Annotated in this window: 12 protein-coding genes; 9 read left to right on the top strand and 3 right to left on the bottom strand. The window is 70.5% G+C overall.

Features of this window, described 5'->3' with window-relative positions:
* Positions 1 to 202: 202 nt before the first annotated feature.
* Complete coding sequence (locus tag LV75_RS25230; RefSeq protein WP_253889492.1) at positions 203 to 1,414, top strand: 2-deoxy-scyllo-inosose synthase; 1,212 nt, start codon at positions 203 to 205, stop codon at positions 1,412 to 1,414.
* Entirely contained in the window at positions 1,411 to 3,027 is a 1,617-nt protein-coding gene (locus LV75_RS25225; RefSeq protein WP_253889491.1) for an FAD-dependent oxidoreductase, read from the top strand. Before LV75_RS25230 ends, LV75_RS25225 begins: the two co-directional genes overlap by 4 nt.
* On the opposite strand, the gene LV75_RS25220 is transcribed toward LV75_RS25225, so the two are convergent.
* Positions 3,014 to 3,835, bottom strand: coding sequence for a hypothetical protein (locus LV75_RS25220; protein WP_253889490.1), 822 nt, complete (start codon positions 3,833 to 3,835; stop codon positions 3,014 to 3,016). The two genes, LV75_RS25225 and LV75_RS25220, sit on opposite strands and share 14 nt — an antisense overlap.
* 321 nt (positions 3,836 to 4,156) lie before the next feature.
* Between LV75_RS25220 and LV75_RS25215 the strand changes: the two genes are divergently transcribed.
* The 7 genes from LV75_RS25215 to LV75_RS25185 all read left to right on the top strand — a co-directional run bounded on the left by LV75_RS25215 (position 4,157) and on the right by LV75_RS25185 (position 11,763).
* The gene (locus tag LV75_RS25215; protein ID WP_253889489.1) at positions 4,157 to 5,503 is read left to right on the top strand and encodes an aminotransferase class III-fold pyridoxal phosphate-dependent enzyme; all 1,347 of its coding nucleotides are present in this window, start codon (positions 4,157 to 4,159) and stop codon (positions 5,501 to 5,503) included.
* Positions 5,500 to 6,237, top strand: coding sequence for an aminoglycoside 3'-phosphotransferase (locus tag LV75_RS25210; RefSeq protein ID WP_253889488.1), 738 nt, complete (start codon positions 5,500 to 5,502; stop codon positions 6,235 to 6,237). Before LV75_RS25215 ends, LV75_RS25210 begins: the two co-directional genes overlap by 4 nt.
* Positions 6,238 to 6,246: 9 nt before the next feature.
* A complete protein-coding gene (locus tag LV75_RS25205) occupies positions 6,247 to 6,921 on the top strand; it encodes a PIG-L deacetylase family protein (protein ID WP_253889487.1) in 675 nt (224 codons plus the stop codon).
* Between the two features lie 196 nt (positions 6,922 to 7,117).
* Positions 7,118 to 8,350, top strand: a complete 1,233-nt coding sequence (locus LV75_RS25200) for a cation:proton antiporter domain-containing protein (protein WP_253889486.1) — start codon at positions 7,118 to 7,120, stop codon at positions 8,348 to 8,350.
* Positions 8,351 to 8,357: 7 nt separating this feature from the next.
* A complete protein-coding gene (locus tag LV75_RS25195; protein WP_253889485.1) occupies positions 8,358 to 9,056 on the top strand; it encodes a class I SAM-dependent methyltransferase in 699 nt (232 codons plus the stop codon).
* 151 nt (positions 9,057 to 9,207) lie between these two features.
* Positions 9,208 to 10,554: an aminotransferase class III-fold pyridoxal phosphate-dependent enzyme gene (locus tag LV75_RS25190; protein WP_253889484.1), complete on the top strand. Its 1,347-nt coding sequence runs from the start codon at positions 9,208 to 9,210 to the stop codon at positions 10,552 to 10,554.
* A gap of 96 nt (positions 10,555 to 10,650) precedes the next feature.
* Positions 10,651 to 11,763 carry an epoxide hydrolase family protein gene (locus LV75_RS25185; protein WP_253889483.1) on the top strand — a complete coding sequence of 371 codons (1,113 nt, stop codon included), beginning with the start codon at positions 10,651 to 10,653 and terminating at the stop codon, positions 11,761 to 11,763.
* Here the strand turns inward: LV75_RS25185 and LV75_RS25180 are convergent.
* Both LV75_RS25180 and LV75_RS25175 read right to left on the bottom strand, forming a co-directional pair.
* Entirely contained in the window at positions 11,756 to 15,127 is a 3,372-nt protein-coding gene (locus LV75_RS25180) for a TM0106 family RecB-like putative nuclease (RefSeq protein ID WP_253889482.1), read from the bottom strand. The two genes, LV75_RS25185 and LV75_RS25180, sit on opposite strands and share 8 nt — an antisense overlap.
* 54 nt (positions 15,128 to 15,181) lie before the next feature.
* A complete protein-coding gene (locus LV75_RS25175; RefSeq protein ID WP_253889481.1) occupies positions 15,182 to 16,321 on the bottom strand; it encodes a Vgb family protein in 1,140 nt (379 codons plus the stop codon).
* Positions 16,322 to 16,571: the final 250 nt, after the last annotated feature.

Here is a 16,571-nt window from a genome sequence, read left to right as displayed (position 1 = left end):
TGATTACCGAGCGCACTCCCGCGCGCGGTACCACAAGAAGACGATCACGTCGTTATTGTGGTGCGCATTTCGATCTCGCTATGCTGCGTGCAATTGGGCCGCGGAAGTTCGACCGGCGACGAACCGTAGACCATTCGGACTCACCCCCGACCGACGACGAGACCGAATTCGCGTTGACCACTGGGCGAATGGGAGATGATAGATGGCGACTCGCGACGCCGGGGCGGTCCCCGGCGGCTGGCAGGTCCAGCGGATCAGGATCGGCGACACCGACTACCCCTACTACTACGGGATCGACTGCCTCGACCTGGTGCTGCAGGAGTTGGCCGCGCTCGACACCGACCTGTTCGTCGTGGTCACCGACGACACGGTGCTGGGCCTGCACGGCCAGGCGCTGCTGCCCGGGCTGCGCGCGCTGGCCAGGGTCGAGGTGATCAGCCACCCGCCCGGGGAGTCGATGAAGACGCTGCCGGTGCTCACCGCGGACCTGGAACGGGTGCTGGCCGCGGGCGCGACCCGGCGGTCGGTGGTGATCGGGCTCGGCGGCGGCGTCCCGGGGAACCTGGCCGGGGTGATCGCCGCGTTGCTGTTCCGCGGCGTGCGGCTGGTGCACATCCCCACCACGACCACCGCCGCGATGGACTCGGTGCTCTCGCTCAAGCAGGCCATCAACAGCACCATCGGCAAGAACCACATCGGGACCTACCTGCCGCCGTACGCGGTGTTCACCGACGTGGCGCTGCTGGCGACCCTGCCCGACCGCGAACTGCGGTCCGGGTTGTGCGAGGCGGCGAAGAACTGCCTGGCCATCCGACCGCAGACCCTCCCCCGGCTGCGCGCGGTCCTGGCCGACGGCGAGCTCTCCGCGCCGGAGGCGTTGCTGTGGCTGCTGGACGAGAGCGTGCGCGCCAAGAGCAGCGTCACCGTCAACGACGCGCGCGAGCAACGGACCGGCCTGGTGCTGGAGTACGGGCACACCGTGGGGCACGCGGTGGAACTCGCCGACCACCGCCGACGCGGCAGTGACGGGGTGAGCCACGGCGAAGCGATCGCGTTCGGCATGGTCGTCGCCGCCACGATCGCCCATCGCCGCGGTTGGCTGTCCGAGGACGTGGTCCAACTGCACGAAGAGGTCGTCGGCGCGCTGGGCGCACCGCTGCGGCTGCCCGAGGGGATCACAGTCGACACCGTCATGGACGTCGTGCGCGACGACAACAAGCGCGGCTACTTACCCCCGTGCACCGAGTCGATCGCGTTCGTCCTGCTGCGCGATCTGGGTTCGCCCGCGGGCGATCCCGAGTTGCCGCTGGTGGCGGTGCTGCTCTCGGAGATCAGAGAGGCGCTGGAGGTCGTGCAGGAACGGCAACCCGTGCTGACCGGCGCCGACGACAACGGCCGCGCGGAGCTCGGGTGATCGCGGGCTACGGCCCCGTCCCCACAGCGGACGAACTGGCCGACACCTACGACGTGTGCGTAGTCGGCAGCGGCGCCTCCGGGGCGGCGACCGCGTGGCTGCTGGCCCGGGCCGGGTTGTCGGTCGTGATCGTGGAGCAGGGCGGGCACGTCAGCGACGGGGTCACCTACGACGACCTGCTCGCCGCGGCCGAACCGGCGTGGGTGCGCCAGGAGAACGGCACCTGGGGCAAGATCGGCTACCCGTGGACCACCTGCAACGTCGGCGGCGGCACGCTGTTCTTCGGCGGGGCGTTCTTCCGCAACCGCCCGGTGGACTTCGACGCCGAGACCGCGCTGGGGCGCACCGAACTGCCGCTGCGCTGGCCCTGGGACCACACCGAGCTCGACCCGTACTACACCGCCGTCGAGCACCTGGTCGGCGTGTCCGGCCTGGCGGGCGCGGACCCGACGCTGCCGCCCGCGACCAGGCCGTACCCGATGCCGCCGGTCGCCCGCTCCGCCGAGGGCGCGCTGCTGGCCGAGGGCGCGACCGCGCTCGGGTGGACGCCGTTCCCCACTCCCCTGGCGCTCAACAGCCAACCCCACAACGGTCTCCCGGGATGTGCGGCGGACGCTCCGTGCATCTGCCGGACCTGTCCGCTGGGCGCCAAGGGTGATTCGACGCGGTTCCTCGACCCGGCACTGCGCCACGGCGCGCGGTTGTTCGCGGGCATGAAGGCTGTGCGGCTGCTGTCGGACGGGCGGCAGGCGACAGCGCTCGAGTGCGTGCGGATGGACAGCGGCGAGCGGTACCGGTTCCGCGCGTCACGGTTTGTGTTGTGCGCCAACGCGGTGCAGACGGCGGCGCTGCTGCTCCGGTCCACTGCGGACCGCTACCCGGGCGGGTTGGGCAACACCGAGGACCTCGTCGGACGCGGGTTGTGCTTCAAGTTGAGCGAGTACCTGGTCGGGTACCGGTACAACGGGGCGGGCGAGCTCCGCGGGGAAACCATGGGGCTGGGGCCGTTCTCGACGTGCGCGGTGGCCGACCTCTACCAGGATCCTGGTGCGCCGGGCGGTATCGGCGGGTTGCTGTACGAGGCCCGCCCGGAGCGCCCGTTCCAGCTGCGGTCGACCGAACAGTTGGTGCGCATCGAGGCGTTGGTGCCGGACGAACCGCAGACGACGAACCGGGTTCGGCTGGGAACGGGCACGGACGCACACGGGGTGACCGACGTGGTGATGGACTACCAAGCGCACCCGCGGGACCTGGCCCGGTTGGAGTACATGATGAACCAGGGCACCCGGATGCTGGAGGCGGCCGGGTGCGGCGTCACGGTGCGGGAAGCGTCCGGGTGGGCGTTGGGGAGCAGCCACCTGCACGGAACGTGCCGGATGGGCGAGGATCCGCGCACAAGTGTGACCACAGCGGACGGTCGACTGCACGACACGGACAACGTGTTCGTCGGCGATGGGGCCGTGTTGCCGTTCCCCGGTGGGGCCAACCCGACGCTGACGATCCAGGCTGTCGCGCTGCGGACGGCGCACCGGTTGCTGGCGACGGACTACGGCATCGATTCGGGCTTGCACAGTCCCGAGATCCAGGGGCGACTAGCTCTCAGGGTCGGGTGAACCGGGCACCCAAGTAGGACGTGACCGAGGTGATGGGGGCCACCGAGTAGACGTGGCTCTCATCGCCCACCCACACGGTCTCGTCCTGGCCGGAGATCCGATCGGGGAGCTCCGCGTAGACCCGCCGGACCACGTGCCCCTGGACGTCTTCCTCGGAACGGAAGGGAAAACGGAGGATGCCGACCCGGTCGACACCAGCCGACTCGGCCCAGGTGACCGCCGCGGACAACATGATCTGGATCCAGTAGCGCTGGAAAGTGCGGCGCAACACCGGGACGTACTCCCCGTAGGCCGCGACCATCTCCTCGGCCGAACGGACCACCACATCATCACCCACACGGACCTCGGTCCCGCCGCCGCGCCCCTGGAACAGGTAGCTGTACCGCACGCCCAGGTCGCTTTGCAGTCCTGCCAAGTAGAGCGTTCCGTCGTGGACCCCGCCGTAGAGGTAGCCGAGGAAGCCGGGCAAGCCCGCGTCCATGAAGTTCCAGTCCGCGGCCTCGACCATGTCTTGCGGTAACAGGGAAAGGTCACGCAAGTAACACCGCAGCGTCATCGGCGCGCCGAACAGCGGCCACCGCCCGTCGGCGATGTCGTCGCAGGTCCCGGCCATGGCCACGGTCGCGAAAGGAACGGCGCGGTAACCGAACGGGAGCGGATCACCCAGCGGCGCGGTGGCGTTGAACGAGCTCAGCAACACACCGAGCGGGATCCCCAGCTGCTCGGCGATGTCCTCGCGCGGCGTCGGATCGGTGAGCCAGCGCGTGAACAGGGCGCGCCGGTCCGCCAACGCCGGGTTGTCGTACACCCAGCGGTCCAGAAAGGCCTCGGGCTTGTGTGCTGGCAGGGTCAACTCGGGCGCGACCAATGGATGAGCCTTCCTCGCGGGACGGTCCCTTCTGGACCAAGCTACCCCGCTTCCCCTGGCTACCGTGGCGTTTCACCGCAACTGGAAGCGTTCGGACGCGACGGTTGGGCTGACCGGAGGCGTTGTGCGCGAAACCTGGATGCGCGCGCGCCCGCTCGGGTAGTGTCCGCGGGCACCGGGGCCGGATCTGGTCCCCGCGTTGACCGTTCCCACCTTCCCGCACCGGTTCCCGGGCGCCGGGACCGTTCGGAGAGGTTGCAGATGACCACCATCGTCACCGGGTCCAACCGGGAGACCATCGAGCGCGCGCGGCGGGTGACCGCCGCCGAGCGGTTCGACATCGGCACCCGGTTCGGTTCGGTGTTCGACAGCGCCGTCGGCTCGTGGATGCGCGACGTCGAGGGCCGCCGCGTGCTGGACGTGACCGCCGCGAGCGGCGCGCTGCTGCTGGGCAACCAGCACCCGGCCGTCGTCGACGCGGTGGTGCGGTCGGTGCGCGACCACGGCGTGGTCTACGCCAGCACCATCACCCCGCAGCGCATCGAACTGGCCGAGCGGCTGTGCGAGCGCTACCCGGCAGGCGAGAAGGCGGTGTTCTGCAAGTCCGGCTCCGAGGCGACGACCGCGGCCATCCAGATCGCCCGCGCGGCGACCGGCCGGGACCTCGTCCTCACCGCCGGGTACCACGGCTGGTTCGAGTGGCAGCGCCCGTACCGCAACATGGGGTACGACCCGCGGACCCGGGTCGCCAACTTCGGCTACAACGAGACCACGCTCAACCGCTACCTCGACGAGTTCGGCGCCGACGTGGCAGCCGTGATCATCACCCCCGAGCCAGCCTGGTTCGACGTGGCCTACCACCGGCGGCTCTCGGAACTGTGCGCGCGGCACGGGGTGCTGTTCATCATCGACGAGGTGATCACCGCGCTGCGCTGGGGCCCGCGCGGGCTCAACGGCACCGGCGGGGTGCGCGCGGACATGATCACGATGAGCAAGAGCCTGGGCAACGGGCACTCCATCGCCGCGCTGCTCGGCCGCGCGGACGTGATCGACTACTACGACGCGGCCGGGATCGCGGGCACCTACAACCGCGAGCTGACACCGATGTTCGCCGCGTTGGCTGTGCTCGACGAGATCGCCGACGGGTCGGTGCACGAGCACTGCGAGCGGATGGGCCAGGCGCTCAAGGACGGCATGCGCGAAGTGCTGCGCTCGGTCGGCATCCCCGCGCACGTGACCGGCCCGAACATGATGTTCGACGTGGTCACCCCGTCCGAGGAGCTGTCCTGGGACATCTACGCCGCCGCCTACGGGCACGGCGCGTGGTTCGAGGACAGCGGCACCCAGATGGTCACCGCCGCGTTCACCCAGGCCGAAGTGGACCACGCGCTGGAGGCGTTCGAGCAGGGCGCGCGCGAGGTCGCCGCGACCACCGACATCGAACCGGGTGAGCTGTCGGAGGAACTGCGGCTGGGCTTCGCGCTCGACGCGTTCGGCGGGTCCCTGCACGACACCCCGCCGGTGCTCGCGCGCATCGAGGAGACCGTCGAGCTCATGGCCCGCCGCGACCCGTCCCCGGGAACCTCCGCCACCAGGGTGTCCGGATGACCCCACCCCCTGCCCTCAACCTGCGGGGCACGTGGCGGACGGTCGCCACCCGCTCCTACGGCACGCGCATCTACCGCGTGGAAGGGCGGGCGACGCTCTACGTCAAGACCACTCCCCCACGGCGCTCCGACGACTTCCGGTTCAACCCGTCCGCCGAGGCGGCGCGGCTGGGGTGGTTGCGGGACAAGGGTTTCCCGGTCCCGGAGGTCATCGAGGTCGGCTCCACCGACGAGGTGTCGTGGATGGTCATGACCGCCGTGCCCGGTGTCCCGGCGAGCGAGGCACCGGACCGGGGGTTGGCTGTCGCGGCGGTCGCGGAGTTCGCGCGGTCGCTGCACTCCTCGCCGCCGTGCCCGTTCGACGGGTCGTTGGCGGTGACCGTGGACTGGGCGCGCCGGGCCGTGTCCGGCGCGCTGGTGGACCTCAACGACCTCGACCCCGAACACGAGGGCTGGACCGCCCAACAGCTGCTGGACGAGCTGGTGTCGCTGCCCGCGCCACCGGAGGACCTGGTGGTGTGCCACGGGGACCTCGGGCTCGACAACGTGCTGGTCGACCCGGGGACGCACGAGGTCACCGGCGTGATCGACGTGGGCAGGCTCGGGATGGCCGACCGGTGGCGGGACCTGGCGATCCTGCTGCGCGACGCCGGGCCCGACGTGCTGGCCGCGTACGGGGTCGAGGTGGACGAGGTCCGCGCGCACTACTACTGGCTGCTCGACGAGTTCTTTTGAGGGGGCTTCGTGACTCGGGTGCTGCTGCTGTCCCCCCACCCGGACGACCTCGCGTGGTCGCTGGGCGGGACCCTGGCCCGGCTGCGCGGTGAGCTGTCGGCGGTGACCTTCTTCGGGCGGACCCGGTACGCGCCGGGGCACCCCGCGCACGGGTCGGACACCGCCACGGCGGTCCGGGCCGTCGAGGAGGACGCCTGGGCCGCGTGGGCGGGGGTGCGGCTGCTCCGGCACGACCTGCCGGACGCGAGCCTGCGCGGGTTCACCGACGAGACCGAGATGGGCGCCGCCCCGGAACCCGAGGTGGTCACCGCGGTGTCGGAGCTGCTGTGCGCCGCGCTCGGCCAGGCGACCGACGTGGTGTTCGCGCCGCTGGCCGTCGGCGGGCACGTGGACCACGAGGCCGTCCGACTCGCTTGTTCCACTGTGGACGTGCCGGTCGTGTGGTACGAGGACCTGCCGTACGCGCTGGGGTCCGGTGGGCACGGACACCGGTCGGTCGTGGCGCCGGTGGCGTGGGACGTCAAGGAAACGGGGGTCCGGTTCTTCCCGTCGCAAGAGCCCGACGAGGTGCTGCCGGTACTGCGCGCGCACGAGCGGGCCAGCGGCGGGGAGCGGCTGTGGACCTCGGCCGGGCTCGACCTGGAGCGGTTGGTGGCCGTCGACCGGGTCCCCGTGGCGGGGTGAGCCTGGTGACAGCGCCATTCGCCGCGTTTCGCTTGTCCGGGGTGGTCACGGCCACTACCGTGGGAAGTCGCCACGAGCCGCGGGCTCGGAGCTGGATGCTCATGGAGGGGGCGGCCGGGAGGGGACCCGGTCGTGCGGCCCGCCGCGGCGGTGTGGGGCGGGGGTTCACCCGCGTGTGTCGAATGGTGTGTTCGCCATGACCAGTCATGCCACCACGTTGTTGCTCGTCCTGGCCTTGATCATCGTACTCGCCCGGGCGCTGGGGGCCGGGGCGCGGGCGCTCGGCCAGCCGCCGGTGATCGGCGAGGTGCTCGCCGGGGTGTTCGTGCTCCCGCTGCTGATCGACACCGGCCTCGCCGACGGGCTGTTCCCGACCGCGATCCGCGCCGACCTCTCCGCACTGGCCAACATCGGTGTCGCGTTGTTCATGTTCGTCGTCGGGATGGAACTCGACGGCGACCTGCTGCGCGGGAAGGGCAAGCTCGCCGCGGCCGTGTCCACCGCGTGCATCGTGCTCCCGCTGGGGCTGGGCGTGCTGCTCGCCTGGTTCCTCGCCGACGCGCACGCCCCGTCGCAGCGCACCGGGTTCTTCGTCTTCCTCGCCGTGGCGCTGTCGATCACCGCGTTCCCGGTGCTGGCGCGCATCCTCACCGACCGGGGCATGCAACGCACCCCGGTCGGGTCGCTCGCGCTGACCTGCGCGGCCATCAACGACGTGTTCGCCTGGGTGCTGCTCGCGGTGGCCGTCACGCTGACCGGGCAGGGACAGGGCAACCAGTGGCTGGTGCTGCTGGTGTTCCCCTACCTGGCCATCATGCTGTGGGTCGTCAAACCGGTGCTGCGCAGGCTGTTGGTCGACCGGGGCAAACTCACCCCCGGCGCGCTCGCGGTCGTCATCGCCGGTGTCCTGCTGTCCGCGGCCGCAACCGAGTGGATCGGACTGCACCTGATCTTCGGCGCGTTCCTGTTCGGCGTGGTGATGCCCCGCGACGGCGCCCGCGAACTGGTGCACGACAAGGTCGCCGAGCTCAACGGCGTGCTGCTGCTGCCGATCTTCTTCATCGTCGCCGGGCTCAAAGTCGACTTGTCCGCGTTCAGCACCGCCGGTTTCGGCGAGCTCGCGCTGATCCTCGCGTGCGCGATCGCGGGCAAGTTCCTCGGCGCGTTCGGCGCGGCGCGGCTGAGCGGGATGTCCACCCGGCACAGCGCGGTGCTCGGCACATTGATGAACACCAGGGGGCTCACCGAGTTGATCGTGTTGAGCATCGGCGCCGAACTCGGCCTGCTCGACGCGAAGCTGTACACGTTGATGGTCGTCATGGCGCTGGTCACCACCGCGATGGCGGGCCCCCTGCTCGCCTGGCTGTACCCGCCGAGCGCGATCACCGCCGACCTCGTCGCGCCGCGGCGCGCCAAGACCCCAGCCTAGGAACCGCATGCTCGACAGGACGGACGTCCGCATCTTCTGGCAGTCCCTGCGCGCGTGGGGGCCGCGGGAGGCGGTCATCGACTTCACCCATTACTACCGGGCCAAACGGCATGAACGCGCCGACCGGTTCGATGAGCGGTTCGGCACCGAGACCAGCCGGATGGTCGGGATCGGCAGCCTGGCCGGTCTCGGTGCCAACGGCGCGGACGCCATCCACTACTGGCCGACCCGCGAGTGCGAGTTCACCGCCACGCTGGACTCGCTCGGCGAGCTCGACCACGACTCGTTCACCTTCGTCGACCTCGGGTGCGGCAAGGGACGGGTGGTGCTGCTCGCCGCCGCGCACCCGTTCCGGCGAGTCGTCGGGGTCGACTTCTCCCCCGCGCTCGTCGAGGTCGCCCGGGAGAACGTCATCCGGTACACGGGTCCGGTCAAGGCCCCGGTGGTGCGGGTCGAGGCGTGCGACGCGGCGGAGTGGGTGGTGCCGGACGGGGATCTGGTCATCTACATGTTCAACCCGTTCGGGCCGCAGGTGATGACCCGCGTCCTGGCGAACCTCAACGACGCGGTGCGCGCGCAGCCGCGGCGGCTGTACCTGTTGTACTACAGCCCCGAGTACCCGGAACTGGTCGAGGAGGCCGGTTTCCGTTTGCTGGCTGAGGGTTCCGGGGAGAACTGGGGGTGGGCGGTGTACTCGTGCCAGTGAAACGGCCCCACCGCGGCCGCGCACCGTCTACCCTGGAGTGCGTCCGTGCGGGGGATCCCGGGCCGCCGGATCGTCGCCTACCCTGACCGAAAACCGTTGGTGTCCTTGCCTTCGGCGAGTTTCGACGTCGCAGCAGTGGAGGAATCCGTAGATGACCGACATCCTTGCCAGAGGCAACCTGGAGAGCCTGGAGCTCGCCCGCCGGGTCACCGCCGCCGAGCAGTACGACATCGGTAGCCGCTTCCCGGTCGTGATCGAGGCCGCCGAGGGCTCCTGGATGCGCGACGTGGAGGGCAACCGCATCCTCGACGTGACCGCCGCCAGCGGCGCCCTGCTGCTCGGCAACCAGCACCCGGCGGTCGTCGAGGCCGTCGTGGACGCCGTCCGCAACCACGGCGCGGTCTTCGCCACGACCCTGTCGCCGCAGCGCATCGAGCTGGCCGACCGGCTGACGCGGCGGTACCCGGCGGCGGAGAAGGCCGTGTTCTGCAAGACCGGGTCGGAGGCGACCACCACCGCGATCCGCTTGGCGCGCGCGGCCACCGACCGGGACCTGGTCCTGACCTCGGGCTACCACGGTTGGCACGACTGGCACCTGTCGTACTTGAAGATGGGCTTCGAGTCGCGCACCCGGGTGGTGAACTTCGGCTACAACGAGACGGCACTGCGCCGGTTGCTCGAGGAGTTCGCCGACGACATCGCGTGCGTGTTCGTCACACCCGAGCCCGCTTGGTTCGATGTCGAGTACTACCAGCGGCTCTCGGAGCTGTGCGCTGCGCACGGGGTGCTGTTCGCGCTGGACGAGGTGATCACCGGGCTGCGGTGGGGCGCCCGGGGCTTGAACGGCACCGGTGGGGTCCCGGCCGACATCGTGACGATCAGCAAGGGCCTGGGCAACGGTCACAGCATCGCCTCGGTGCTGGGTCGCGCGGACGTCATCAACTCCTATGACAAGGCAGGGATCTGCGGTACCTACACCCGCGAGGTTCCGCCGATGGCTGCCGCACTGGCTGTGCTGGACGTGGTGGCGGATGGTTCGGTGCACGCCCGTACCGAGCAGATCGGGGCGCAGCTTCGGGCCGGGCTGCATGATGTGCTTACGGCCGCTGGCATTCCGGCGCACGTCGCGGGGCCGCCGATGATGTTCGACGTCATCTTGGAGTCGGATGACCTGGCGCGTGACATCTTCCGGGCCGCCTTCGCCCACGGCGTGTACTTCGAGGACAGCGGGACGCAGATGATCACCGCAGCCTGGGGGGACGCCGAGGTCGACCACGCGGTGGGCGCGTTCGAGCAGGCGGTGCAGGAAGTGCTGGGCAGGACCTCGTACCGGCCGGGCGCGGTGACGAACGAGCGCAAGATCGAGTTCGCCACGGAGGCGTTCGGGGGCGAGCTGGTGGATGACGCCGCGCTGCTCGCCAAGATCGACGAGACCGTCGCCGCCATCGCGGCCCGGCCGCGCGATGACGTCGCCGAGCCGCCGGTGGCCTGCGGCTGATCCGCACCTCGACCCCACCCAGGCCGCCTGTTCACCCCCCGGAGCAGGCGGCCGCTGGTGGTGGTTTCCCTTCTACCGCACCGCTAGGTCGTCACCATGCCGCCACGCCCCTTCCAGGTCGCCCTCGCCGACTCGGAGCTGTCCGACCTCCGCACCAGACTCAGGCACACCCGGTGGCCGACCACTCCCCCTGGCGTCGGCTGGTCCCAGGGCGTGGATCCGGCTTACTTGCGTGAGATCACCACGCACTGGGCGGAGAAGTTCGATTGGCGGGGCCAGGAAGCGCACATCAACACCTACCAGCACTTCCAGGTCGCGCTGTCCACTGCGGACGTCCACTTCATACACCACAAGGCCGAACGCGACGGCGTCCCGATCATCCTGACCCACGGCTGGCCCAGCACGTTCCTCGAGTACCTGCCGGTGATCCGCCCTCTCACCGAGGCGGGCTTCGACGTGGTCGTCCCCTCGCTGCCCGGCTACGGGTTCACCACGCGGCCGGACCAGCAGCACACCCTGCGCGACACCGCCCGGCTCTGGCGGGAACTGATGCACAGCCTCGGCTACCGCAGATTCGCCGCCCACGGTGGTGACTTCGGCTCCGGTGTCACGACGTTCCTCGCGCTCGACCACCCGGACGACCTCATCGGGATCCACCTGACCAACCTCGAGCTGGACCCCTACCTCGGCCCCGGCTCGGATCCGCTCACCGAGGCGGAGCGGGCGCTCGTCGAGCACGAGGAGGAGTTCGTGGCGCGGGCCGGTGGCTACAACCTCCTGCAGTCGACGACTCCCTTGACCGCCGGGTACGGGTTGTCGGACTCGCCGGTGGGGTTGGCGGCGTGGGTGTTGGAGAAGTGGCGGGCTTGGTCGGATTGCGGCGGGGATCTGGAGCGCTTCGACCGGGATCTGCTGTTGAGCACGCTGACGCTGTTCTGGGTGACCAACACGATCACCGACTCGATGCGCGACTTCCACGACAACCGCGACCTCTACGACGCGCTGACCGCCGACGACCGGGTACGGGTGCCGACGGCGATCGGGTTGTTCGACAACGAGTTCGCCCATCACGGTCGGATGCCGAAGTCATGGGCGGAACGGCTCTACGACGTGCGGCGGTGGACGGAAATGCCTTCCGGCGGGCACTTCGCGGCCGTGGAGGAGCCGCAGGCACTGGTGGACGACCTGGTGGAGTTCTTCCTCAGCTAGACCACGGGGTGGCGTCGTCCAAGAGGCCGATCATGCCGGAGACCAGGCGCATCTGCTGCGTGGTCCGGATGTCGGCCTCGACGAGGTGCGGCGAGCAGACCAGGACGGCCAGGGTTTGGGCTCGGGAGAGCGCCACGTTGAGCCGGTTGCGCGACAGCAGGAAGTCCAGTCCGCGGGGGAGGTCGGCGGCCGAGGACGACGTCATGGTGGCGATCACGACCGGGGCTTCTTGGCCTTGGAAGCGGTCCACGGTGCCGACGCGGATGTCGGGGTGACCGATCTCGGCCAAGGCGCGGGTCACCACCCTGGCCTGGAGGTTGTACGGGGCCACCACCAGGAAGTCGTCGTCGGTCAGCGGGCGGGTGGTGTCCTGGTCGCGGAAGGGGCGGCCGTGGAGGGTGGCGATGAGGGCGACGAGGGCCTCAGCCTCCTCAGTGGACCGGGTGGTGTTTCCCTTGTGTGCAACCTCAAGGACGTGCAGGCCCGCCGTGATGCCGTCGATGGAGCGGTCGGCCGCGCTGGGGTGTGCGTGCAGGCGGCCGGCGTAGGACAGGCGGGAGACAGGGGCGCAGACGTTGGGGTGCATGCGGCGGGTTTGGTCGAGGAAGAAACCCAGGTTTGGTGGGATGATGTCGGCTTCGCCGAGGAGGTGACCAAGGGCCGACGCATCGGCGCCTGCGGGGTGGGTGCCTTGGACGACTTGGGGTAGCTGGCGCGGGTCGCCCAGGAGGACGAGGTTGCGGGCGCAAGTGGACACCGCGAGGGCGTCGGCGAGGGCGAACTGGCCTGCTTCGTCGACGATGAGGACGTCGAAGGGTTCAGCGCGCAGGGTTTTGTTGGCGAAGTTCCACGCGGTGCCGCCGACGAGGTGGCCCATGTCGTGCTCTTGGCGCCATCGGGCCAGGGCAGCGAAGTCTTTCGGCTGGTCCCACGCGGCGTCCGGCGCGGGAGCCTTGCCGCGGGGTCGTTTCGCGACGGGGAGGTCCGGCGCGGCGGACAACGCTGCACTGAGCACGTTTTCCACCGCCTTGTGGCTGGTGGAGGTCACGCCGACGGTGCGCCCGGACTTCACCAGGTGCGCGATGAGCCTGCCCGCCAAGTAGGTCTTGCCCGCGCCGGGCGGTCCTTGCACCGCGAGCGTGGACCCGTCTAGGGCGTCCACGGTCTCGATCACCGTGCGGACCAGGTCAGCACCGGGTTCGGGGAGCGTACGTCCCCCGCGCAACCGGGGGGAGGTGCGGAGCAACAAGTCGATGCCGGGGTGTGCTGGCAGCAACGGAAGGAGGTCCGCGACCGACTTGGCGAGTTCCAGGACCGCTTCGTCCTTGGGCGCGGCTCGCACCGGTTCACCGGGCAGCAGTGCCTGCGGCACACCGGAGTCGGTCTCGTCCACAGCGCGGCTTTCCAGCACCACCAGGTGGTCGCTGGACGCCTGGCTGACCACACCGTCTTCCTTCGTCCCGCCGTAGCGCAACCGCACCTGGTCGCCGACGGTGAACGGGTGCGGCCGGTCCGGGTCGCAGGTCACCTGGAGGACGCGCTTCGCCTTGCCGTTGCGGCGTTTCGGGGCCTCCCACTCCCCCGCGACGACCCGCACCGGCACCGTGCACGCCGAGTCGGCCTCCAGGTCGTGCAGCGGTGCGGCGAGCTGGCGGAAGAACTCCCACCACGCGGGATTGCTTTCCCGCCGGTAGTACCCGACGGCGGCGGCCAGCAACGCCCTCGCGCGCTCTTCGTCGTTGAACTCGGCCGGGTCATCCGGCAAGCCCGCGATGAGCGTGTCGACGAGGTCCGCCAGCTCCTTGGCCTTCTTGGCCCGCTCCTCGGCTTTGACGTCATCCAGGCCAATGTCCAGTTCGGACTTGACTTCCGGGCTCCGGGTCTCGATGCCTTCCCGGACGCGGACTTCGTGCAGGAACTCGAAGAGTCTCTGCGTGGAGACGCAGTCGTACTCGTTGTAGTCGGCGATCCCTTGCAGCACCTCGTCCGCGCGCTCGGTCTCCCCCGCGCTGGTGAGCGTCAGGTAGTCCTCGTAGGCCTCGATGCTGGACGCCGCAGTCTTGACTTCGCCTTCGCGGGCCTCGGGCATGTAGAGCGGCTCAAGCGCCTTGATCGAGTACGACCGCTGCGACACGCGCAACCCCTTGCGCACCACAGCGAAGAGGTCGACCAGCGAGTTGTTGCGCAGCAACATGTCGACGGCTTCTTCGCGGGTGCCGTGCAGCGCGGCCAACCGCTTGAGGGCCGCCGACTCGTAGGGCGCGTAGTGGTAGATGTGCGCGTCGGGGTGCTCGGTGAGCCGAGCGGTGGCGAAGTCGACGAACCGTTCGAACGCGGCCCGCTCGGCGGCCCGGGAGTGTGCCCAGAACGGCGTGAACCGGTCGTCGGCGACCGCGCCGAACAGGTACTCGAGGCCGGTGCCACCGAAGGCGTACGGGTCGCCCTCCATGTCGAAGAAGACGTCACCGGGGCTGGGCGGCGGCAACGTCGCGAGCGCGTCCGCGTCGACGAGCTCGAACGCGACCTCACCGGTGGCGTCCTGGCGGACCTGGATCGCGGCCTGCGCGCGCAGTGCCGTGTAGGACGCGACGGACAACGTTGCGGGTCGGTCGTCAGGACGTGCGACCGCGAGCGCGTCGATGGTGTCCAGGCCGCCGTCGAGCAATTTCCGGCGCTGATCCGCACGGATGCCCGCGACGAGCGCCAAGTCACGATCCGCGGCGCGCCCCGCGGCGCAGTGCTCGGCGTACGGGCAGCCGGAGCAAGCGGGCCGTTCGTCGCCCCAGAGCCGGTCGGGCAGCCGCGGCGGGCGGTCGAGGAGCCTGCCGCGCAGCCTGCGCAGCAGCGGGAGGAACTCCTCCACCCGGAACGTGGCGCGGCTGCCGTCACCGAGCAGCAGGTGCGTGTCCGGCCCGGCGGGCCACCCGGCCCTGGTCAGCGCGTCGGCGTAGGCGACCACCTGGATCACCGCGGCGGGACGCGCGTGCCGGGCCAGCTTCGTGTCGTACACCTCGTAGCGGCCGTCGGGCCCGCGCAGCAGGAAGTCGGCGCGGCCGGTCATGCCGTCGGGGCCCGCCTCGTGGAACACGGCCTGGTAGACGACCGGGGCACTGGAGCGCAGCGCCTCGGCGGTCTCCTCGGCGGCGGTGACCGGGTCGCGCGAGTCGATCTCGATGACGGCGTGCTGCTCGGCGCGCAGCCGGGTCAGCGTGGCCCGCTCGTGCTCCCGGCCGTACTTGACGGTGAGCCGGTCCGGGCCGGGACCCGGTTGCGGCGCGCCGGGCAGTCCCGCGGCGGTGGCCTGGCTCAGGACGCTGCGGTGCTCGCAGTCGAGCAGGTCGGCGAGGTCCGAGGGGGTGTACATCGCGAGCGAGTGTCCCACCGGGCGCCGCGCGCGCCCCGGACCGACACGCCGGGCTCAGAGCGCGCCGAGGTCGAGCTTGCCGATCTTGTTGCTGGTCAGCAGGCCGAACCACACGGCGCCGGGCTGGTGGACGTTGATGTCGCACGGGGAGGACGCCGACGACGGGGTGCTCCACATCCGGACCTCGCGGGTGACCGGGTCGAAGCGGGCGATCTGGTTGCCGAGGCCGATCGGCACCGGGAAGCTCACCGCGAAGTAGATGGCGCCGTCGCTGCCCTCGGCGATCGGGCCGGGCGTGGGCAGCGGGTTGCCGACGCTGCCGATGCCCAGGCCGTTGAGGATGCTGGTGAGCAGGCCGTTGACGCCGAGCAGCGGGTACTCGGTGATGTGGCCGGTGGCGGGGTTGATCCGGGCGATCTTCATGCCGAGCGCCTCGGCGACCCAGATGGTGCCGTCGGCGGCGGTGCGCACGCCGACCGGGAACGACAGCGGGGTGGGCATCGGGTACTGGGTGAACCGGTGCGTGTCGACGTCGAGGGTCGCAACTTTGTTCAGCTGCGGCAGGTCGAAGACAACGGTGCGACCGGGGCCGGGTTTGATGATGCCGAAGAGGGCGCCCAGCTGTCCGAGGACCTCCCCCGGTACCCGGAACTTGCTCCACGCGCCGGTGGCCGGGTCGTAGCGGCCGATCGAGTTGAGCCCGCCGAGGGTGAACCACAGGGCGCCGTCGGGCCCGAGCGCGATGTCGTTGGCCAGGCCGAGGCCGCTGTGCAGCGGGATGCCCAGCGGCTGGAGGGTGAACGCGCCCGCCCAGGGCAGCGGCACCTCGGTCATGGCGCCGGTGGCGGTGTCGACGCGCAGCAGGCTGTTGCCGGTGACCTGCGGCATCCACAGGTCACCAGCCAGGTCGAGGTCCATCCCGCCGGGCACCGACAGCGGCATGGGGGTGCTGAAGTTGGTGAACGCGCCGGTCGCCGGGTCGAACCGGGCGACCTGGCTGCTCAGGTACTGCTCGATCCAGAGGGCGCCGGTGTGGTCGAACTCGACCTCGCACACGCCGCCGAGCGGGATCGAGGACGGCACGGGTCCGTACTCGGTGATCGGGGACGCCGCGGACGCGGGGACCGGGGTGAGCAGCGCGGCCAAGATGAGCGCCGCGGCAACGTAGCGCTTGATGGGTCGTGTGCGGTGCAACGATGCCTCCCGTGATCGACCGTCGGGATGCTAGGCGCTGTCCGGTAGGTCTGGTGCGTGGGATCGGTGATCCGCGTGGTCGCTGGGTGCGCGGGCGGGAAGCCGCACGTACCGGGTTGTACTTGGGCTTTCCGCCCGTGCGGCCAGGGGCCGCGCGGGCGCGGATAGCGCGTGCCTGACCTGCCGGACAGAGCCTAGGGGCGGGCACCCGGCGCCGACGATCCCCCCGTCAGGTGACGGTCGTCCCCGA

It is taken from the genome of Actinokineospora diospyrosa (assembly GCF_024171925.1).
In the GTDB taxonomy this organism is placed as follows: domain Bacteria; phylum Actinomycetota; class Actinomycetes; order Mycobacteriales; family Pseudonocardiaceae; genus Actinokineospora; species Actinokineospora diospyrosa.
The sequence above is the reverse complement of the archived record's forward strand: the minus strand, read 5'-3'. Positions and strand labels throughout refer to the sequence as shown.